The following is a 20202-nucleotide window of genomic DNA, read 5'->3' as shown; positions in this document are numbered from 1 at the left end:
CCCCGGCTAACCGCTGGCCCACATTCCATGCGCCCCACAAGGTTCGCTCAGTGATCGAGTTTCAAAACGTCCACAAGACCTACCGCGTCGCCGGTAGGGACATTCCGGCCCTGAACCCGACCAGCCTCACCATCGAAGATGGCCAGGTGTTCGGCCTGATCGGCCACTCCGGCGCCGGCAAGAGCACCTTGCTGCGCCTGATCAACCGCCTCGAGAACCCCACCGGGGGCAAGATCATCGTCGACGGCGAAGACGTCACCGGCTTCGACGCCAATCAGCTGCGCAGCTTCCGCCAGCAGGTCGGGATGATCTTCCAGCACTTCAACCTGCTGGCCTCCAAGACCGTTGCCGATAACGTCGCGCTGCCGCTGGTGCTGGCCGGCGAGCTGTCCCGCGCGCAGATCGACGACCGCGTCATGCAGTTGCTCAAGCGTGTCGGCCTGCACGACCACGCCAAAAAATACCCGGCGCAGCTCTCGGGCGGGCAAAAACAGCGCGTGGGCATTGCCCGCGCCCTGGCCACCAACCCGAAGATCCTGCTGTGCGACGAAGCCACCAGCGCCCTCGACCCGCAAACCACCGCTTCGGTGCTGCAACTGCTGGCCGAGATCAACCGTGAGTTGAAGCTGACCATCGTGCTGATCACCCACGAGATGGACGTGATCCGCCGGGTCTGCGACCGCGTGGCGGTGATGGACGCAGGCCGCATCGTCGAGCAAGGCCCGGTGGCCGAGGTGTTCCTGCACCCGCAGCACCCCACCACCAAGCGCTTCGTGCAGGAAGACGAGCAGGTCGACGAAGGCGAGCAGCGTGACGACTTCGCCCACGTGCCAGGGCGCATCGTGCGCCTGACCTTCCAGGGCGACGCCACCTACGCGCCGCTGCTGGGCACCGTGGCCCGCGAAACCGGCGTCGACTACAGCATCCTCGCCGGGCGTATCGACCGCATCAAGGATGTCCCCTATGGCCAGCTCACCCTCGCCCTGATCGGCGGGGACATGGAAGCGGCGTTCGCCCGCTTCAAGGCAGCTGACGTACATATGGAGGTACTGCGTTGATGGACGCCCTGAATTTCTTCGCCAACGTCGACTGGGCCGAAATCTGGCTGGCCACCATCGACACCATGATCATGCTGTTCGGCTCGCTGTTCTTCACCGTGCTGCTGGGCCTGCCGCTGGGCGTGCTGCTGTTCCTCTGCGGGCCGCGGCAGATGTTCGAACAGAAGGGCGTGTACGCGCTGCTGTCGCTGGTGGTGAACATCCTGCGCTCGCTGCCGTTCATCATCCTGCTGATCGTGATGATCCCGGTCACCGTGCTGATCACCGGCACCTCGCTGGGCGTGGCCGGTGCCATCCCGCCGCTGGTGGTGGGTGCCACGCCGTTCTTCGCACGCCTGGTCGAAACCGCCCTGCGTGAAGTGGACCGCGGCATCATCGAAGCCACCCAGTCGATGGGTGCCACCACCCGCCAGATCATCACCAACGCGCTGCTGCCCGAGGCCCGCCCGGGCATCTTCGCCGCCATCACCGTCACCGCCATCACCCTGGTGTCCTACACCGCCATGGCCGGTGTGGTGGGCGCCGGCGGCCTGGGCGACCTGGCCATCCGCTTCGGTTACCAGCGTTTCCAGACCGACGTGATGGTGGTCACCGTGGTGCTGTTGCTGCTGCTGGTTCAAGTACTGCAAAGCGTCGGCGACAAACTGGTCGTGCACTATTCCCGTAAGTAACCCCAATGGGGTCGGCCCGGCCGACCCGTTCGGGGGCCGTCGCGGCCCTCACAAGGAGTGATCAATGAAGAAGCTGCTTGCTGTCGTCGCCGCTGTCGCGGCCTTCTCGGCCCACGCCGACACCCTGACCGTCGCCGCCACCCCGGTGCCGCACGCCGAAATCCTCAACTTCGTCAAACCGCAGTTGGCCAAACAAGGCGTGGAGCTGAAGGTCAAGGAATTCACCGACTACATCCAGCCCAACGTGCAGGTTGCCGAAAAGCGCCTGGACGCCAACTTCTTCCAGCACCAGCCGTACCTGGATGAGTTCAACAAGGCCAAGGGCACCAACCTGGTAAGCGTTGCCGGCGTGCACATCGAGCCGCTGGGCGTGTACTCGGCCAAGGTCAAGAAGCTCGACGAGCTGCCTTCCGGCGCCACCGTGGTCATCCCCAACGACGCCACCAACGGCGGCCGCGCGCTGCTGCTGCTGGACAAGGCCGGCGTGATCAAGCTCAAGGACAACAAGAACATCCTGTCCACCGTAAAGGATGTTGCCGAGAACCCCAAAGGCGTGAAGTTCCGTGAGCTGGAAGCGGCCACCATCCCGCGCGTGCTGACCCAGGTCGATGCCGCCCTGATCAACACCAACTACGCGCTGGAAGCCAAGCTCAACCCTGAAAAGGACGCCCTGGCCATCGAAGGCAGCGATTCGCCTTACGTGAACATCCTGGTTGCCCGCCCGGACAACAAGGACTCCGATGCCATGCAAAAGCTCGCCGCTGCGCTGCACTCGCCTGAGGTGAAGCAGTTCATCAACGAGAAGTACAAAGGCGCTGTAGTGCCGGCGTTCTAAGCCGCAACATCGCGCTGGATTCTTCGCGGGTAAACCCGCTCCCACAGGTTATGCGCATAACCTGTGGGAGCGGGTTTACCCGCGAAGCTTTTACGGCCTGCTCAATCGCGCTTGACCAGCCCCGGCAATTGCGCCACCAGCTTCTGGTTGTTGAACGGCGCACGGATGAACCCGCGCTGGCGCCCGTCCGGGCCGACGATGGCCAGGTTGCCGCTGTGGTCCACGGTGTAGCCCGGCTTGCTGGTGTCCGCCGGGATGAACGGAATGCTCAGGCCGTTGGCCAGCTTCTGGGTGTCTTCGATAGTCCCCGCCACCCCGACGAAATCCTTGTCGAAATAGCCCAGGTACTGCTTGAGCTGGTTCGGCGTGTCACGGTTCGGGTCCACGCTCACCAGCACCACCTGCAGGCGCTCGATGGCCTCCTTGGGCAGCTCGCTCTTCACCTGGCGCAGCTGGGCGAGGGTGGTCGGGCAGATGTCCGGGCAGTAGGTGTAACCGAAGAACAATAACGACCACTTGCCCTTGAGCTGGTCCAGCTCCAGCGGCTGGCCGTTCTGGTCGGTCATCTTCACATCCGGCACCGTGCGGCTTTGCGGCAGCAGGATGATGCCGGCGTCGATCAGCTCGGTAGGGTTGAGCTGGCCGCGGTCATTGAGCACCTTGTTGACGGTCAGGCCCATGATCAGCGCGACCAGGGCAACGAGGATGAATACGGTTTTCTGGGTTCGGGTCATAGGTTCAGCAACAGGTAGTGGTCAACGAGCAGGGCGATGAACAGGGCGAACAGGTAGCCGATAGAGTACTTGAACGTGCCGATCGCCGCGTGCGGCCGGCTGCCACGGTACAACACCCAGGCCCAGTGCAGGAAGCGCAGCCCCAACCCCAGGGCGCAGGCCAGGTACAGCGGGCCGCTCATGTGGATGGCGTACGGCAGCAGGCTCACCGCCAGCAATATCAGGGTGTACAGCAGAATGTGCAGGGCCGTGTAGCGCTCGCCGTGGGTCACCGGCAGCATCGGAATATCGGCCTTGGCGTACTCGGCCTTGCGGTGAATGGCCAGGGCCCAGAAGTGCGGTGGGGTCCAGGCGAAGATGATCAGCACCAGCAGCAAGGGCTCGGCACTCACATGCCCGCTCACCGCCACCCAACCCAGCAGCGGCGGCGCGGCGCCGGCCAGGCCGCCGATCACGATGTTCTGCGGCGTGGCCCGCTTGAGATAGCCGGTGTAGAGCACCGCATAACCCAGCAAGGACGCCAGGGTCAGCCAGGCCGCAAGGGGGTTGGTGAAGGCCAGCAGCAGAGCCATGCCGGCCAGCGCCAGCAGCAGGGCGAAAGCCAGCGCCGGCACGGGTGCCACCCGGCCCTGGGCCAACGGGCGCTTGTGGGTGCGGGCCATCAACGCATCGATGCGCCGGTCCACCACGTGGTTGACCGCCGCCGCCGCGCCGGCACACAGGCCAATGCCCAGGTTGCCGAACAGCAGCACGCTCCAGGCGACCCCCGCGCGGGTGGCGAGGAACATGCCCACCAGCGAGGTGATCAGCATCAACAGCACCACCTTGGGTTTGGTCAGCTCCACATAGTCGCGCCACCCGGCGCGCTGGCTCTGGGTGCTCAGAAGCGTCGCCACGAATCGTTCCTCATGTGATGGGAAATGCCCACGGGGGTGATCGGCCGCAACCGCCAGCCCAGGCCCACACGCACCTTGTCGACCACGCGGATGCGGTAGTTCACCAGCACCATGCTCAGCAGCAGCAAGGCGCCGCCGGCGTTGTGCGCCACCGCCACGGCCAGTGGCAGGTGCAGCAGCACATTGCTGACGCCCAGGCTCAGTTGCACGCCCAGCGCCAGCAGCACCAGCCGCCCCAGGCCAGGCAGGCCGTGGCGGTGCAGCTTGAAGCTGAGCAGCAGCAACACCGCCGTGACCGCCAGCGCGCCGAGCCGGTGGCTGATATGGATGGCCGTGCGCGCATCGCTGTCCAACTGCCCGCCCAGGTAGTTGGGGCCGACATGCTGGGTGAGATGGAAGCCATTGCTGAAGTCCGCTGCCGGCCACCATTGGCCGTGGCAGGTGGGCAGGTCGATACAGGCCACCGCCGCGTAGTTGGCACTCACCCAACCGCCCAGGGCGATCTGCCCGATCACCACCAGCAGTGCCAGCGCGGCGATCCGGCGCAGGCTCAACGGCAGCTTGGGCAGCGGCGCAAAGGCCCGGGATAGACGCAGTGATAGCAGGAACAGCAGGCTCAGCGTGGTGAACCCGCCGAGCAGGTGCGCGGTGACCACCTGCGGCCACAGCTTGAGGGTCACCGTCCACATGCCGAACGCCGCCTGGGCCAGCACAACAGCCAGCAGCAACAGCGGCAGGCGGTAGGGCTGGCCGTCACGGGCATGCCGGCGCAGCGCCTGCCAGGCCAGCAGGGCGATCACCAAGGCCAGGGTGCCGGCAAAATAGCGGTGGACCATTTCGGCCCAGCCCTTGGCGGCTTCCACCGGGTGCTCGGGGAAGTGCAGCTCGGCATGGGCCAGTTGTACCTCGGTCTTGGGCACGCTGATGAAGCCGTAGCAACCGGGCCAGTCGGGGCAACCGAGGCCGGCGTGGGTCAGGCGGGTGTAGGCGCCGAGCAGCACCACCACCAGCGCCAGCAGGGTGGCACACACAGCGAGTCGGTATCCAGGTCTGGGCATGGCAGGCTCCTTTGCAGCAACTCACAGCTCTTTGATTCAGCGAACACCGCGTCGCCTGATTCGCGGGCAAGCCCGCTCCCACAGGGATGAGTGATCAGCTAGCCGATGTTGGACAGTTTGAGCAGGTGGCGCAGGTCGTCCAGCACCTGCTTGCCGTTGACCTTGGCGTCGTAGCGCAGCACCAGGTTGCCGTGGGGGTCGACGATCCACAGCTGCGGGCCGGGCTCGCTGACGCCCTGGCGGTAGCGCTGGGCGTCCAGGCCGTAGCGCTGCAACTGCGGGTATTCGCGGCCCAACAGCGCCTGGTAGTCGGCATCCAGCGGCTGGGCGGCAGCCAGGGCATGGCTGGCACGGCTGGCATCACGGCCCAGGCCAACCTGGATCTGCCGGGCCAGGTACACCAGCTGCCGGCAGTCCGCGGCGCAGGCCTCGGGGGCGCTGACCAGCAGTTGCCAGCGCTGATCCTGGCCGTCGATGCCGATATCCGCGCGGCCCTGGCCGGTGCCGATCATCTCGCCGTGGTAGCTGCGCCCGTCGGGCACCCAGAAACCCAGCTTGTACATGCAGGTGGCGAGGACCATCGGCCCCAGCACCACCAGCAGAATCAGCAGCAGTTGCAGGCGCCCGCGGGCCCTGCGGCCCTCAGGCACGTTCAGCGGGGTGGTGGCGGCGGCCATGGCGGTTCTCCTTGTTGTGTCTGTGCCAACCGAAGTACAGGTAGAGCAGCACCAGCGTGGTGGCCAGGGCGAACCACTGGGTGGCGTAACCCAGGTGCTTTTCCGCGCCCATGGCAACCACCGGCCAGTCCAGCCGGTAGCTGGCCGGGCCTGCTTGCAGGCGCAGCTCAAAGGCAAAACCCTCGCGGCCCAGTTGCAGCCACAGGCCGGCCGGGTCGATGGCGGTCAGCAGGTGCGGCCACTGGCCGCCTTCGGGGTCGGGGTGCAGCTGGAAGGTCTTGCCGGGGGCGACGTACACCGTGGCATCCAGCGCCAGCGGCTGGGCCGGGGTGTCGAAGCGCACCGGAATGCGTCGGTCGGGCCAGGGCAGCCAGCCACGGTTGACCAGCAGCCACTGGCCGCTGGCCTGGTCATGGAAGGGTTGCAGCAGCTCTACACCGGCCTTGCCGTCGCGCATCTGGTTGTCCAGCAGCAGGCTGTGTTCAGCGTCGAAACGGCCGTACAAGTGCACGGGGTAAAAAGCAGGATCAGGCAATTGCCCAAGCTGCGCCGCCGCCACCGGCGCCTCCAGCTGGCGCTCGGTGTAGGCGTCCATCAGCGCGCGCTTTTCATCGGCGCGGCCGAGCTGCCAGCAGCCAAGGGCGATCAGCCCCGGCAGCAGCGCAAGCACCACCAGGGTCGGAACCCAGCCTGGGCGAAACGGCCTCACGGGCGCCTCGCTATACTTATCCACATCACCGCATCCCCCCGGAGTAGCGCCATGCTCAAGGCCGCGATTGTCCTGATGCTGTTGGCCACGATTGCCAGCCTGTTCAGTGGCCTGGTGTTTCTGGTCAAGGACGACGAAAACTCGACCCGGCTGCTCAAAGCCCTCACCGTGCGTGTAACCCTGGCTGCCCTGACCGTCGGGCTGGTGGCCTGGGGGTTCATCAGCGGGCAGCTGGTGTCCCACGCGCCGTTTTGAAGCATTACTGCCCCCCCTGTAGGAGCGGCCTTGTGTCACGATGGGGCGCGTAGCGGCCCCAAGGTCTCAGCTTCGCCGCAAAGATTGCCGGGGCTGCTGCGCAGCCCATCTCGACCGGACGGCGCCCCGGCAAGGCCGCTCCTACACAAAGGGCCGTGTTGACCTTCAAAGCACGTACACGAAGATAAAGAGCCCCACCCACACCACATCGACGAAGTGCCAATACCAGGTGGCTGCTTCAAAACCAAAGTGCTTGTCCGGCTCGAAATGCCCGCGCAGCACCCGGCACAGCATCACGAACAGGATTATCGTACCTAGGGTCACGTGCGCCCCATGGAAGCCCGTGAGCATGAAGAAGGTCGCGCCATAGATGCCCGACCCCAGGGTCAGCCCCAGCTGGGTGTAGGCCTCGTGGTACTCGTAGGCCTGCAGCGCCAAAAAGCCCAGCGCCAGCAGAATGGTCAGCCCCAGCCACAGCTTCAGCGCGCCGCGATGGCCCTTGCGCAGGGCATGGTGGGCGATGGTCACGGTGACGCTGGAGCTCACCAGCAGGATGGTGTTGATCAGCGGCAGGTGCCACGGGTTGATCACCTCCTTGGGCGGCGGGAAGAGTTTCGGGTCGGGGGTGTGCAGCAGCGGCCAGACGAACTCGAAGTTCGGCCACAGCATGTGTGCCACGCCCTTGTGCCCTTCACCGCCCAACCACGGCCCGGCCAGCACCCGCACGTAGAACAGCGCGCCGAAGAAGGCCATGAAGAACATCACCTCGGAGAAGATGAACCAGCTCATGCCCCAGCGGAACGAGCGGTCCATCTGCGCGCTGTACAGCCCGGCGTGGCTCTCCTTGATCACCGCACCGAACCAGCCGAACAGCATGTACGCCAAAAACAGCCCGCCGACGAAGAAGATCAGCGGCCCGTGGGATTCGGGGTGGCCGGCCTTGAGGTCGTTGAACCAGGTGCCCAGGCCGAACACGGTGATGAACAGGCCGATCGTGGCAATGATCGGCCACTTGCTCTGCGCCGGGACGTAGTAGTGCTCGTGGCTTGCCATGGCGGTTCTCCTTCCCTCAACGGGCGGCCTGGGTCGCGGCAGGGGCGACTGGCGGGTGGCGAGCGGTGATGTCGAACAGGGTGTAGGCCAGGGTCAGGTGTTTCACCGAGGCCGGCAGGTCGCGGTCGACGATGAAGCGCACCGGCATCTCGATGCGCTCGCCGGGCTGCAGCACCTGCTGGGTGAAGCAGAAGCATTCGGTCTTGTGAAAATACGCCGCCGCCTCAGCCGGGGTAATGCTGGGGATGGCCTGGGCGCTCATGGGGTGTTTGGTCGGGTTGCGGGCGATGAAGATCATCTGGTTCACCGCCCCCGGGTTGACCTCGATCTGGTCGGCGGTGGAGTGGAACTCCCAGCTCATGTCACCGGCGTTGGTCGACATGAACTGCACCCGCACCGCGCGGCTCGGGTCGCTGACCTGGCTGCCCTCGTACTGCCCACCGGTCTTGCCGTTGATGCCGAAGGCCCTGCACATCACGTCGTAGATCGGCACCAGGGCAAAGCCGAAGGCGAACATCACCACCGTCAGCATCAACAGCCGGGTGACCAGGCGGTTCAACGACATCTTCAGCCTCCTACTTCACGTCCGGCGGGGTCTGGAAGGTGTGGTAGGGCGCCGGCGACGGCACCGTCCACTCCAGCCCGTCGGCGCCATCCCAGGGCTTGGCCGGGGCCGGCGCGCCGCCGCGGATGCACTTGATGACGATGAACAGGAAGAACACCTGGGTGGCGCCGAACAGGAAGGCGCCGATCGAGGAAATCATGTTGAAGTCGGCAAACTGCAGGTTGTAGTCGGGGATGCGCCGCGGCATGCCGGCCAGGCCGACGAAGTGCATGGGGAAGAAGGCCATGTTCATGCCGATGAACGACAGCCAGAAGTGCAGTTTGGCCAGGGTTTCGTCGTACATGTGCCCGGTCCACTTGGGCAGCCAGTAGTAGGCCGAGGCAAAGATGCCGAAAATCGCCCCGGGCACCAGCACGTAGTGGAAGTGCGCCACCACGAAGTAGGTGTCGTGGTACTGGAAGTCGGCCGGGGCGATGGCCAGCATCAGCCCGGAGAAGCCGCCGATGGTGAACAGGATGACGAAGGCGATGGCGAACAGCATCGGCGCCTCGAAGGTCAGCGAGCCCTCCCACATGGTGCTGACCCAGTTGAACACCTTCACCCCGGTGGGCACGGCGATCAGCATGGTGGCGTACATGAAGAACAGCTCGCCCACCACCGGGATGCCGACCACGAACATGTGGTGGGCCCAGACGATGAACGACAAAAACGCGATGGCCCCGGTGGCGTACACCATCGAGGTGTAGCCGAACAGCGGCTTGCGCGAGAACGCCGGGATGATCGAGCTGACCGCACCAAAGGCCGGCAGGATCATGATGTACACCTCGGGGTGGCCGAAGAACCAGAACACGTGCTGGAACAACACCGGGTCACCGCCGCCTGCGGCACTGAAGAAGCTGGTGCCGAAGTGGATGTCCATCAGCATCATGGTCACCACGCCGGCCAGCACCGGCATCACTGCAATCAACAGGAACGCGGTGATCAGCCAGGTCCAGACGAACAGCGGCATTTTCATCAGGGTCATGCCCGGGGCGCGCAGGTTGAGAATGGTGGCGATCACGTTGATCGCGCCCATGATCGAGCTGATGCCCATCAGGTGGATGGCAAAGATGAAGAAGGTCACGCTGGCCGGCGCATAGGTGGTCGACAGCGGCGCGTAGAAGGTCCAGCCGAAGTTCGGCCCCCCGCCCGGGCTGAACAGGGTCGAGACCAGCAGCAGGAAGGCCGCCGGCAACAGCCAGAAGCTGAAGTTGTTCATTCGCGGCAGGGCCATGTCCGGCGCGCCGATCATCAGCGGGATCATCCAGTTGGCCAGCCCGACGAAGGCCGGCATCACCGCGCCGAACACCATGATCAGCCCGTGCATGGTGGTCATCTGGTTGAAGAACGCCGGCTCCACGATCTGCAGCCCCGGCTGGAACAATTCTGCGCGGATCACCATGGCGAACGAGCCGCCCAGCAGGAACATGCTGAAGGCAAACCACAGGTACAGGGTGCCGATGTCCTTGTGGTTGGTGGTCAGCACCCAGCGCATCAGGCCCTTGGCCGGGCCGTGGGCGTGGTCATGGCTGTGGTCGTCGATCACTGCACTCATGTCCTGTCTCCTGCACTCTGGCCGCGGTTCATTGCGCTTCTGCCTGTTTCAGCGCCAGCACGTCTTTCGGCGTGACCATGTCGCCCTTGTTGTTGCCCCAGGCGTTGCGCTCGTAGGTCACCACGGCGGCGATATCGACTTCCGAGAGCTGCTTGCCGAACGCGGCCATGGCGGTGCCGGGCTTGCCGTGGAAGACGATGCTCAAATGGCCTTCCTTCGGCCCGGTGGCGATCTTCGAGCCCTTGAGCGCCGGGAACATAGGCGGCAGGCCCTGGCCTTCGGCCTGGTGACAGGCCACGCAGGTGGTGTGGTAAACCTTGTCGCCGCGTTCCACCAGCTCTTCGAGGGTCCATTCCTTGCTGGTCAGCTCCTTGAGCTTGGCCGCTTCCGCCTTGCGCTCGGCCAGCCAGGTGTCGTAGTCGGCCTTGCTCTTGACCTCGACCACCACCGGCATGAAGCCGTGGTCCTTGCCGCACAGCTCGGTGCACTGGCCGCGGTAGATGCCGGGCTTCTCGATGCGGGTCCAGGCTTCGTTGACAAAGCCCGGGATGGCGTCGCGCTTGACCGCGAAGGCCGGCACCCACCAGGAATGGATCACGTCGGCTGCGGTCACCAGAAAGCGCACCTTGGCCCCCACCGGCAGCACCAGCGGCTGGTCGACTTCCAGCAGGTAGTGCTCATCCTTCGGCGCCTTGTTGTGGATCTGCTCGGCGGGGGTGGCCAGGTTGCTGAAGAACTCCACGTCCTGGCCCAGGTACTTGTAGTGCCACTTCCACTGGTAGCCGGTGACCTGGATATCGATGTCCGATTCGCTGGCGTCGTAGATGTCGATCAGGGTTTTCGTCGCCGGGATGGCCATGGCCACCAGGATCAGGAAGGGCACCACGGTCCAGAGGATTTCCACCCAGGTGTGCTCGTGGAAATGCGCAGGCTGCTGGCCGGTGGAGCGGCGATGGACCACCATCGACCAGAACATCGCGCCGAACACCACGACGCCGATGATCACGCAGATCCAGAAGATGGTCATGTGCAGGTCGAACACGGCGTGGGAGACGTCCGTCGCCCCGGGTGCCATGTTCACGGTCCATGCGGCGTGTGCCTGACCGAACACCGACCACAGCAGGAGGCCCATCCAGACATGTGGATGTCGCATCATTGCGGGTTCCCCTTATCGTTCTTGTTGTCCCGGAGGCGTGGACGACCTGCTACGACAAAGGGGGGAACGGTGGCCAAGACTGCCTGGCTTCGACGACCGAGCCCCCTGCTTAAGGCAGTCGGGCCTCATCAACGAATCACGTTTCAAGCGGAGTATAGACACCGACCAATGGCGCGCAACGCGGGGTATGAAATCATCTTAACCAAACCAAACGTTTGCTCTGGAACCCGCGTGCTAGCTGGGCTGCGGCGCAGTAATGGCACATTGATATAACCGATTTCCTACAGCTGTGACCGGGTTATAACAAATGCGTCTTAGGTATTCCGTATACCGAGCTAACTTAGTGTCTTCCGTTTGTAACGCCTTGTCCCTGGAGTTGTCATGAACATCGCTGCTGTACGCGAGCAGATTAGCCAAGCCCATCAACACGAGAGCCGCACAGGCCAACTGAAAACCCGCCTCGAACAACAAGTGCCGCACCTTCACCCCTCGATTCAACTCCCCCAGCAGGACGCCCAGGGAACCTTGGAGCGCTTCGTCAGCGCCTACATCAACGAAGTGCCCGAGCTGCTCGAAGCCGCACACAACGTTGCGCGGGAAGCCGGCATCGAATCGCAGATCAAGCCGGTGCTGAAAATCGCCGAAGCCTACTTCCTGCAGCCGCCCAGCGTGATGGCCGGGCATGTCGGCCTGGATTGCCTGCTGGACGAGGCCTACCTGGCGCACCGTCTGGTGGAGGAAGTCAACGACCTGTACATCCGTCACTTCCAGCAGCCGCTGATCCCGGTGGACACCACCGTGGCCAACCTGATCGCCCACCAGCTGATCGGCGAAACCTTCGCCAACCAGCTCGATGAAGTGGTGCACCACTCGGTGGACGAGATGCTCGATGACGAAAGCTTTGCCGTGGAGTCGGTGGAAACCTACCGCGACAAGCTCAGCAGCCCGCAAACCGGGGCCGCCTGGAAACGCTGGCCGTGCCTGTCGCGCCAGCTGGGGGTGGAGTTGGGCCAGTCGGCCTGAGTTCTATTCAAGATCGCCGGGGCCGCAAAGCGGCCCCAATGATCTGAAGCCTAAAACCCAACCCCGGCCGTCGTGCGCAACCTTCCCTCGACCCGGCGCTTCAACCGCCGCTGCTCGAGTACCAGCCGCGAGCCATTGGCCGCACCGCTGCGCCCCCAGTCCTCCAAGAGCTCCAGGCAGGAATGGTCGATGTAGCTCAGGTTGCTCAGCGGCACATGCAACGTGGTCCCGGCCGGCACAGTGCCCAGCACCTGGGTCAGCGCCGGTACCTTGAGGAAAGTCGCCGCGCCGCTCAGGCGCAGTTCCATGTGCCCCGGCTTGGCCAGTTCCACCAGGTTGATCTTCAACCGCGCCGCCTTCAGCGCAAGCTTCAGCAAGGTCAGGGCAAAGCCCAGCAGCACACCGGTCAACAGGTCGGTGAAGATGATCGCCAGGGCTGTCGCCGCATAGGTGAACATCGGCATGCGCCCGTAGCGGCCCAGGCCGCGGAACGCCTTGAAATCCACCAGCTTCACCCCGGTGTACACCAGCACCCCGGCCAGGCTCGCCACCGGAATCTGCTGCAGCACGCTGCTCAATACCACCACGAACGCCAGCAGCCACACACCGTGCAGAATCGCCGAGGCGCGGGTTTGCGCGCCGGCCTGCACATTGGCCGAGCTGCGTACGATCACCCCGGTCATGGGCAGAGCACCGAGCACGCCGCAAAGCATGTTGCCGATACCCTGGGCCGACAGCTCACGGTCGAAGTCCGAACGCTGGCCGCTGTGCATGCGGTCCACAGCAGCGGCCGACAGCAGGGTTTCGGCACTAGCGATGAAGGCCAGGGCGAAGGCCGCCACCAGCAGGGTCGGGTCGGCCAGCTTGAGCAGGTCGTCCGGGCGCAACCAGTCGATGGCTTCGGACAGGTCCGCCGGCACCTGCACCCGGTTCACCGGCAGCGCCAGCCACAGGCTGATGGCGGTCATCGCCGCCACCCCCAGCAAGGCGCCGGGGATGAACCTCAAGCGCTGCGGGCGCAAACGCTCCCAGCCCCACATGATGGCAATGGTCCCCAGCCCCAGGGCGCCAGCCTGCCAGCCAGCCCCCGGGCTCTCGATGGGCAGCGCCGCCGCCAGGGTGGCGGGGAAGCCCAGCAGGTTATCCACACCCGAAGGCTGCGGCGCGGTGTCGAACATCACATGCACCTGGGACAGCACGATCAGCACGCCAATACCGGCGAGCATGCCGTACACCACAGCCGGCGCAGTGACGCGGAACCAGCAGCCCAGGCGCAAGCGCCCGGCCAGCAGTTGCAGCAACCCCGCCAGCAGCAAAATCGGCCCGAGCATGGCCATGCCGTGCTGGCGCACCAGCTCGAACACCAGCACCGCAAGGCCTGCCGCCGGGCCGCTGACCTGCAGCGGCGAGCCAGCCATGAAACCCACCACCAGGCCGCCGATGATGCCGGTGATCAGGCCCTTGGCCGGCGGCATGCCCGAGGCGATGGCGATGCCCATGCACAAGGGCAGGGCAACGAGGAAAACCACCACCGAAGCCAGCAACTCACGCGGCAGTGCCGCTTTGATCTGTGTCTTGTTCACCATGACGCTCCATTTTTGATTGCGGCCGGTCCGCTGGCCGCCAGCACGGGGAACCCTGAATTGCGCCCACGGGCGGGCCGCCAGCAGGTTTGCCAGCAAGCCAATCAGGGAAATTCAAGGCAGGCGAAGGCCGCGCCGCACCCAGTGGGTGCAGCCGGCTATCAAGGTTTTGCTAAAGCAGAACGGGTCGCTTAGTAGCGGCCTCTCGGAGTGGCGCTGGGGATCGGCTGGCCTGCGACCAGCGGCATGAAGCTGTCGCTGGCGGCGTCGTAGGCTTCGATCTGGCTGGTTTCGATGTCGTACAGCCAGCCGTGGATGTGCAGTTGGCCTGCGGCCAGGCGCGAGGCCACCGACGGGTGGGTGCGCAGGTGGTGCAACTGGGCGATGACGTTTTCCTTGGTCACCAGCTGCATGCTTTCGTGCTCGCTGCCGCAGGAGCAGTTGTCCTCGACCACGGTACGGGCCACTTCGGCGTGGCGCAGCCAGGCGGAAACGGTCGGCATCTTGTCCAGCGAATGCGGGTTGAGCACCGCGCGCATGGCGCCGCAGTCGGAGTGGCCGCAGATGATGATGTGATGCACGCCCAGGGCCAGCACCGCGTATTCGATGGCGCTGGAAACACCGCCGTTCATCTGGCCGTAAGGCGGTACCACGTTACCCACGTTACGGGTAACGAACAGGTCGCCCGGCGAGCTTTGGGTGATCAGCTCGGGAACGATGCGCGAGTCGGCACAGGTGATGAACATCGCGCGGGGCTTTTGCGCGGTGGCCAGCTTCTTGAACAGCTCTTGCTGCTCGGGGAAGACTTCGGTGTGGAACCGCAGGAAGCCGTCGACGATATGCTTCATGGCAGCATCGGCGCTTTCGGCGGGTGCAGCCGGGACGGCCTTGGTAGGGTCCTTGACGGGCATGATTCATCCTCTTGGCGGTTTGTTGGTACGTTCCATGTTACCGGGGAAAGATTATGGCTATGCGAGAATTTAGATGACACGCACAGGTAATTAATCACAGCCGCGGTGGACTGATTGCCTACGCTAGCGAAGAAAACTTAACTGAAACTTAATTGCGCAGGCTCTAGAACGGGCGTTCTAGATGAATAAGGCGGGAATTGGATAATAGCAAAAAAGCATCAAGTGCCAATAGCCAGTAGTGGTTTTATTGGGTGGCATTAGTGGTATTCGGGGGTAACTGTTTTTGTGCTGTCTGGCAAACCGACACCTACAGGTACGCGATCCTGTAGGAGCGGCTTTAGCCGCGAAGCAGGCAACGCGGTGCATGGCACCGGCTGCGCCGGTGTTCGCGGCTAAAGCCGCTCCTACAGGTTTTTGCGCTGAGCTCAAACATCAGAACAACGCCATCTGCCCACCCGGCGGGCAGAACGCCGTGCAATCCAGCGCCAACGCTTCGCGCCCTTCGAACCCCAACTGCCGCGAGGCCTTGGCAAAACGTTGCGCCAGCAACTCGGCGAACACCCCTTCACCGCGCATGCGCGCGCCGAAGCGGCTGTCGTACAGCTCACCACCACGGCTCTGACGCACCAGGCTGAGCACATGGGCGGCGCGTTGCGGGTAGTGGTCGTGCAGCCATTGTTCGAACAGCGGCGCCACCTCCAGCGGCAGGCGCAGCATCATGTAGGCCGCGCTCTGCGCACCGGCGTCCTTGGCGGCCTGCAGCAGGCGCTCCAGCTCGCTGTCGTTGATCATCGGAATCATCGGCGAGCACAGCACGCCCACCGGCACCCCGGCCTCGCGCAGCACTCGTATCGCCCGCAAGCGCGCCTTGGGTGCCGCCGCCCGGGGCTCGAGCACGCGCTTGAGCTCGTCATCCAGGGTGGTCAGGCTGATCATCACCCGCACCAGGCGCTGGCTGGCGAGCTCGGCCAACAGGTCGAGGTCGCGCAGTATCAGCGAGCCCTTGGTGACGATGGTCACCGGGTGGCGAAAACGTAGCAGCACCTCCAGCAGGCGCCGGGTGAGTTGCTGCTCACGCTCGATGGGCTGGTAGGGATCGGTGTTCGAGCCCAGGTTGATCGGCGCGCACACGTAGCCGGGCTTGCTCAGTTGCTGGGCGAGCACTTCGGCGGCGTTGGTCTTGGCGATCAGCTTGGTTTCGAAATCCAGGCCGGGGGAGAGGTCCCAGTAGGCGTGGCTGGGGCGGGCGTAGCAGTAGATGCAGCCGTGCTCGCAGCCGCGGTAGGGGTTGATGGAGCGGTCGAAGGGGAGGTCGGGGGAGGTGTTGCGCGAGATGATGGTTTTCGCCGTCTCGATGCGCACCTCGGTGCCCTGGGTGAGCGGGACTTCCTGGTACCAGCCGTCGTCTTCGGCCACCGAGATGTTCGGGGCAAAGCGGTTGTGGGGGTTGTCGGCGGTGCCGCGGCCGCGGATAGGCGTCATGGTGGGAAACCCGGATTACTGTATGTGCATACAGTAATCCGGGTTTTGCCTTAAGGCCACAACCGTTTGGCAGGTCTGGCCTCATCGCCGGCAAGCCGGCTCCTACAGGATGGCGTAATCCCTGTAGGAGCCGGCTTGCCGGCGATAGGGCCCGTACAGGCAGTAACAGCTAACTGCTCCCGCTACAGGGCCCTTCAGTCCTGCGGCTTCTTCAGCTTCGGGTTGGGGAAAAACTGCACAGTCTGCACCTTGGCCGGCGCCGCCTTGGGCGCCAGCTGGTTGACCCGGGTGCCGATCTCCTTGGGTACCGACAGGCCCTGTTCGTTCAGCGTATCGGTGAACCCGCAGGCCACGCACTCGCGGTGCGGCACGCCGTCCTCGTTCCACATCATCAGCTTGTCCATCTCGCTGCAGGCCGGGCACACGGCCCCGGCAATGAAGCGCCGCTTGGTCTTGTCGCTCATGCCGCCGCGCCCTCGCTCAGGCCGCAGTGGCGCAACAGTGCATCGATGGACGGCTCACGGCCACGGAAGTCGACGAACAGCACCATCGGCTCGCGGGAACCGCCACGGGCCAGAATCGCCTCGCGGAACGCGCGGCCGGTCTCGGCATTGAGCACGCCTTCTTCTTCGAAGCGCGAGAAGGCATCCGCCGACAGCACTTCGGCCCACTTGTAGCTGTAGTAACCCGCCGCATAACCGCCGGCGAAGATGTGCGCAAAGCTGTTGGGGAAGCGGTTGTACGCCGGCGGGCGCATCACCGACACCTCGTCGCGCACGCCTTCGAGCACCTGCAGCACGCCGCGGCCGTCGCCGTGGGTGGCGTGCAGTTCGAAGTCGAACAGCGAGAACTCCAGCTGGCGCACCATCATCATGCCGGACTGGAAGTTCTTCGCCGCCAGCATCTTGTCCAGCAGGTCCTGGGGCAGCGGCTCGCCGGTCTCAAAGTGGCCAGAGATCAGCGCCAGGCCCTCTGGCTCCCAGCACCAGTTCTCCATGAACTGGCTGGGCAACTCCACCGCATCCCAGGCCACGCCGTTGATGCCGGACACACCGGCATGCTCGATACGGGTCAGCAGGTGGTGCAGGCCATGGCCGAACTCGTGGAACAGCGTGGTGACTTCATCGTGGGTCAGCAGCGCCGGCTTGCCGGGTGCGGCCGGGGTGAAGTTGCACACCAGGTTGGCCACCGGGCTTTGCAGCGCGCCGGCCGCAGTGCGGCGACGGTCGCGGGCGCCGTCCATCCAGGCACCGCCACGCTTGTTGGCGCGGGCATACAGGTCGAAGAAGAAGCGCCCGACGTGCTGGCCGTGCTCTTTGATTTCGAACAGGCGCACGTCCGGGTGCCAGGCATCGAAGCCTTTCAGTTCGGTGATTTCGATGCCGTACAGGCGCTGCACGATGCTGAACAGCCCACCCAGTACCTTGTCGATCGGGAAGTAGGCGCGCAACGCCTCCTGCGACACGCTGTAGCGTTGCTCGCGCAGCTTCTCGCCGAAATAACCGGCGTCCCAGCTGGCAAGCTCGGGGGTGCCTTGCTCGGCGGCATAGGCCTTGAGCTGCTCCAGGTCCTGGGCGGCGAACGGCTTGCTGCGCTTGGCCAGGTCGCGCAGGAAGCTCAGCACCTGGTCGCTGGACTCGGCCATCTTGGTGGCCAGGCTCAGCTCGGCGAAGTTCGGGTAGCCCAGCAGGGCCGCCAGTTCCTGGCGCAGGTCGAGGATCTGCTCCATCACCGGGCCGTTGTCGAACTGGCCGGCATTCGGGCCCTGGTCGGAGGCGCGGGTGCAGTAGGCGGCGTACAGCTCTTCGCGCAGGGCGCGGTCGCTGGCGTAGGTCATCACCGCGTAGTAGCTGGGGAATTCCAGGGTGATCAGCCAGCCGTCGAGGCCCTTGGCCTGGGCGGCGGCGGCCATCTGCGCCTTGGCCGAGTCGGTCAGGCCGGCCAGCTGCGCTTCGTCGGTGACATGCTTGGTCCAGGCCTGGGTGGCATCCAGCAGCTGGTTGGAGAAACGGCTGCCCAGCTCGCTGAGGGTGCTCTGCACCTCGGCGTAGCGCTGCTGCTTGTCGGCCGGCAGGTCGATACCCGACAGGCGGAAGTCGCGCAGGGCGTGGTCGATGATGGTTTTTTGCGCCACGTCGAAGCCTGCGGCTTCGGGGCTCGCGGCCAGGGCTTCATAGGCTGCGAACAGCGCGCGGTTTTGCCCCATTTCGGTGGAGTAGGCGCTCAGGGCCGGCAGGCACGATTCGTAGGCCTCGCGCAGCTCTTTACTGTTGCACACCGCATTGAGGTGGCTGACCGGGCTCCAGGCAGCGCCCAGGCGGTCGTTGAGTTCGTCCATGGCCAGCACCAGGCCGGCCCAGGTGGGGTTGTTGCCCTGCTGTTCGAGGATGTCGGCGATGGCCTTGCGGTTGTCGGCAAGGATCTGCTCGATCGCCGGCAGCACGTGCTCGGCGCGGATCGCCGAGAAGGGCGGCAGATCATGGGGCTGCAGCAGCGGGTTGTTCGCACTCACGGTTCGGGTACCTTGGCAGGAGAAACACGGGACCATCTTAATTACAATCGACGCCGACCGCAGCAGGCAGCCTGCCTATCGGCATTGCAGAGGAACACTATCATGGCCCTTCGGACGTTCCGGGAACACACGCCGAAAGTTGGACCGCGCGCCTTCGTCGACCGTTCGGCGGTGGTCATCGGCGATGTCGAGATCGGCGAAGACAGCTCGATCTGGCCACTGACGGTGGTACGCGGCGACATGCACCGCATCCGTATCGGCGCACGCACCAGCGTGCAGGATGCCAGCGTGCTGCACATTACCCACGCCGGCCCCTTCAACCCCGACGGCTTCCCGCTGATCATCGGCGACGAGGTGACCATCGGCCACAAGGTGATGCTGCATGGCTGCACCCTGGGCAACCGCATTCTCGTCGGCATGGGCAGCACCATCATGGATGGCGCCATCGTCGAGGATGAGGTGATCATCGGCGCCGGCAGCCTGGTACCACCGGGCAAGCGCCTGGTCAGCGGCTACCTGTACATGGGCAGCCCGGTGAAGCAGATCCGCCCGCTGAGCGAACAGGAACACAAGTTCTTCCCCTACACCGCCGGCAACTACGTCAAGCTCAAGGACCAGCACCTGGCCGAAGGCTACGACCAACCGCAATGACCGCATTCGCGGGTAAACCCGCTCCCACAGGCTCCGCGAAACCCTGTGGGAGCGGGTTTACCCGCGAAGAAGGCAACACACGACTTCAAGTGGAACCCTTTACATGCACCAGCAAAACATCCTCTTCGACCTCGACGGCACCCTGACCGACCCGCGCCTGGGCATCACCCGTTCGATCCAGTACGCCCTGGCAAAGCTGGGCATCGACGAGCCGGACCTGACGCGCCTGGAGCACTTCATCGGCCCGCCCCTGTTGCAGGCGTTCATGCAGTTCTACGGCTTCGACGAAGCCAAGGCCTGGGAGGCGGTGAACTTCTACCGCGAGCGTTTCAAGGTCACCGGCCTCTACGAAAACCAGGTGTTCGACGGTGTGCCGGAGCTGCTGCAGGCCCTCAACGGCCAGGGCCGCACCTTGTACATCGCCACCTCCAAACCCTGGGAGTTCGCCCGCGAAATCGCCCGCCACTTCGCCTTCGACCACCACTTCAAGGTGATCTACGGCAGCGAGCTGGACGGCACCCGCACCAACAAGGTCGAACTGATTCGCCACCTGCTGGATGAACAAGGGCTGGACCCGGCGCAGACCCTGATGATCGGCGACCGCAAGCACGACCTGATCGGTGCTCGCAGCAATGGCTTGCAGGCGGTGGCGGTGGGCTATGGCTTCGGTAGTCGCGAAGAGCTGGAGGCAGAGGCGCCGGCGTTCCACTTCCAGACCCTGGCCGAGATGCACCGGGCGTTCCTGGGCTGAACATTCGGGGCCGCTTTACGGCCCTTCG

Annotated in this window: 21 protein-coding genes; 7 read left to right on the top strand and 14 right to left on the bottom strand. The window is 64.7% G+C overall.

Annotated features, from left to right (window positions below):
• Window positions 1–50: 50 nt before the first annotated feature.
• The 3 genes from ACI2KK_RS11760 to ACI2KK_RS11750 all read left to right on the top strand — a co-directional run bounded on the left by ACI2KK_RS11760 (window position 51) and on the right by ACI2KK_RS11750 (window position 2564).
• Entirely contained in the window at window positions 51–1058 is a 1008-nt protein-coding gene (locus ACI2KK_RS11760) for a methionine ABC transporter ATP-binding protein (protein WP_404669031.1), read from the top strand.
• Window positions 1058–1729 carry a methionine ABC transporter permease gene (locus ACI2KK_RS11755; protein ID WP_217886885.1) on the top strand — a complete coding sequence of 224 codons (672 nt, stop codon included), beginning with the start codon at window positions 1058–1060 and terminating at the stop codon, window positions 1727–1729. Before ACI2KK_RS11760 ends, ACI2KK_RS11755 begins: the two co-directional genes overlap by 1 nt.
• Window positions 1730–1793: 64 nt before the next feature.
• Window positions 1794–2564 (top strand): MetQ/NlpA family ABC transporter substrate-binding protein, encoded by a 771-nt coding sequence (locus ACI2KK_RS11750; protein WP_404669030.1) that lies wholly within the window; start codon window positions 1794–1796, stop codon window positions 2562–2564.
• Between the two features lie 101 nt (window positions 2565–2665).
• On the opposite strand, the gene ACI2KK_RS11745 is transcribed toward ACI2KK_RS11750, so the two are convergent.
• The 5 genes from ACI2KK_RS11745 to ACI2KK_RS11725 all read right to left on the bottom strand — a co-directional run bounded on the left by ACI2KK_RS11745 (window position 2666) and on the right by ACI2KK_RS11725 (window position 6638).
• Window positions 2666–3298: an SCO family protein gene (locus tag ACI2KK_RS11745; RefSeq protein ID WP_404669029.1), complete on the bottom strand. Its 633-nt coding sequence runs from the start codon at window positions 3296–3298 to the stop codon at window positions 2666–2668.
• Window positions 3295–4194, bottom strand: coding sequence for a heme o synthase (gene cyoE, locus ACI2KK_RS11740; RefSeq protein WP_404669028.1), 900 nt, complete (start codon window positions 4192–4194; stop codon window positions 3295–3297). Before cyoE ends, ACI2KK_RS11745 begins: the two co-directional genes overlap by 4 nt.
• The gene (locus tag ACI2KK_RS11735; protein WP_404669027.1) at window positions 4179–5252 is read right to left on the bottom strand and encodes a heme A synthase; all 1074 of its coding nucleotides are present in this window, start codon (window positions 5250–5252) and stop codon (window positions 4179–4181) included. The genes cyoE and ACI2KK_RS11735 overlap by 16 nt, the downstream gene beginning before the upstream one ends.
• Before the next feature lie 98 nt (window positions 5253–5350).
• Window positions 5351–5929 carry a hypothetical protein gene (locus ACI2KK_RS11730; RefSeq protein ID WP_404669026.1) on the bottom strand — a complete coding sequence of 193 codons (579 nt, stop codon included), beginning with the start codon at window positions 5927–5929 and terminating at the stop codon, window positions 5351–5353.
• Complete coding sequence (locus ACI2KK_RS11725; RefSeq protein WP_404669025.1) at window positions 5895–6638, bottom strand: SURF1 family protein; 744 nt, start codon at window positions 6636–6638, stop codon at window positions 5895–5897. The genes ACI2KK_RS11730 and ACI2KK_RS11725 overlap by 35 nt, the downstream gene beginning before the upstream one ends.
• A gap of 51 nt (window positions 6639–6689) precedes the next feature.
• Here ACI2KK_RS11725 and ACI2KK_RS11720 point away from each other — a divergent pair, with 51 nt between their 5' ends.
• Window positions 6690–6893 carry a twin transmembrane helix small protein gene (locus ACI2KK_RS11720; RefSeq protein WP_019098091.1) on the top strand — a complete coding sequence of 68 codons (204 nt, stop codon included), beginning with the start codon at window positions 6690–6692 and terminating at the stop codon, window positions 6891–6893.
• A gap of 165 nt (window positions 6894–7058) precedes the next feature.
• On the opposite strand, the gene ACI2KK_RS11715 is transcribed toward ACI2KK_RS11720, so the two are convergent.
• The 4 genes from ACI2KK_RS11715 to coxB are packed head-to-tail and all read right to left on the bottom strand — an operon-like array spanning window position 7059 to window position 11261.
• Window positions 7059–7946 (bottom strand): cytochrome c oxidase subunit 3, encoded by an 888-nt coding sequence (locus ACI2KK_RS11715; protein WP_404669024.1) that lies wholly within the window; start codon window positions 7944–7946, stop codon window positions 7059–7061.
• Window positions 7947–7962: 16 nt separating this feature from the next.
• Entirely contained in the window at window positions 7963–8511 is a 549-nt protein-coding gene (locus tag ACI2KK_RS11710; RefSeq protein WP_404669023.1) for a cytochrome c oxidase assembly protein, read from the bottom strand.
• A gap of 10 nt (window positions 8512–8521) precedes the next feature.
• Entirely contained in the window at window positions 8522–10105 is a 1584-nt protein-coding gene (gene ctaD / locus ACI2KK_RS11705) for a cytochrome c oxidase subunit I (protein ID WP_404669022.1), read from the bottom strand.
• Window positions 10106–10133: 28 nt separating this feature from the next.
• Window positions 10134–11261: a cytochrome c oxidase subunit II gene (gene coxB, locus ACI2KK_RS11700; protein ID WP_369988946.1), complete on the bottom strand. Its 1128-nt coding sequence runs from the start codon at window positions 11259–11261 to the stop codon at window positions 10134–10136.
• Between the two features lie 381 nt (window positions 11262–11642).
• Here coxB and ACI2KK_RS11695 point away from each other — a divergent pair, with 381 nt between their 5' ends.
• Complete coding sequence (locus ACI2KK_RS11695) at window positions 11643–12284, top strand: hypothetical protein (RefSeq protein WP_404669021.1); 642 nt, start codon at window positions 11643–11645, stop codon at window positions 12282–12284.
• Between the two features lie 50 nt (window positions 12285–12334).
• Here ACI2KK_RS11695 and ACI2KK_RS11690 read toward each other — a convergent pair whose 3' ends face one another.
• From ACI2KK_RS11690 to prlC, 5 genes are all read right to left on the bottom strand, one after another.
• Window positions 12335–13870 (bottom strand): SulP family inorganic anion transporter, encoded by a 1536-nt coding sequence (locus ACI2KK_RS11690; RefSeq protein WP_404669020.1) that lies wholly within the window; start codon window positions 13868–13870, stop codon window positions 12335–12337.
• A gap of 188 nt (window positions 13871–14058) precedes the next feature.
• Complete coding sequence (locus ACI2KK_RS11685) at window positions 14059–14778, bottom strand: carbonic anhydrase (RefSeq protein ID WP_217841127.1); 720 nt, start codon at window positions 14776–14778, stop codon at window positions 14059–14061.
• Window positions 14779–15210: 432 nt separating this feature from the next.
• Window positions 15211–16260 carry a PA0069 family radical SAM protein gene (locus ACI2KK_RS11680; RefSeq protein WP_369988941.1) on the bottom strand — a complete coding sequence of 350 codons (1050 nt, stop codon included), beginning with the start codon at window positions 16258–16260 and terminating at the stop codon, window positions 15211–15213.
• A gap of 194 nt (window positions 16261–16454) precedes the next feature.
• Complete coding sequence (locus ACI2KK_RS11675) at window positions 16455–16724, bottom strand: YheV family putative zinc ribbon protein (protein ID WP_404669019.1); 270 nt, start codon at window positions 16722–16724, stop codon at window positions 16455–16457.
• Complete coding sequence (gene prlC, locus ACI2KK_RS11670; protein ID WP_404669018.1) at window positions 16721–18808, bottom strand: oligopeptidase A; 2088 nt, start codon at window positions 18806–18808, stop codon at window positions 16721–16723. The genes ACI2KK_RS11675 and prlC overlap by 4 nt, the downstream gene beginning before the upstream one ends.
• A 66-nt stretch (window positions 18809–18874) precedes the next feature.
• On the opposite strand from prlC, the gene ACI2KK_RS11665 reads away from it, so the two are divergent.
• Together ACI2KK_RS11665 and ACI2KK_RS11660 are read left to right on the top strand one after the other, a co-directional pair.
• The gene (locus ACI2KK_RS11665) at window positions 18875–19423 is read left to right on the top strand and encodes a gamma carbonic anhydrase family protein (protein WP_217886902.1); all 549 of its coding nucleotides are present in this window, start codon (window positions 18875–18877) and stop codon (window positions 19421–19423) included.
• 103 nt (window positions 19424–19526) lie between these two features.
• Complete coding sequence (locus ACI2KK_RS11660; protein WP_404669017.1) at window positions 19527–20174, top strand: HAD family hydrolase; 648 nt, start codon at window positions 19527–19529, stop codon at window positions 20172–20174.
• Window positions 20175–20202: the final 28 nt, after the last annotated feature.

Source organism: Pseudomonas sp. NPDC089406, from assembly GCF_044900265.1.
GTDB lineage: Bacteria > Pseudomonadota > Gammaproteobacteria > Pseudomonadales > Pseudomonadaceae > Aquipseudomonas > Aquipseudomonas fakonensis.
Note: the sequence above shows the minus strand (reverse complement) of the source record. Positions and strands in the feature narration are given on the sequence as shown.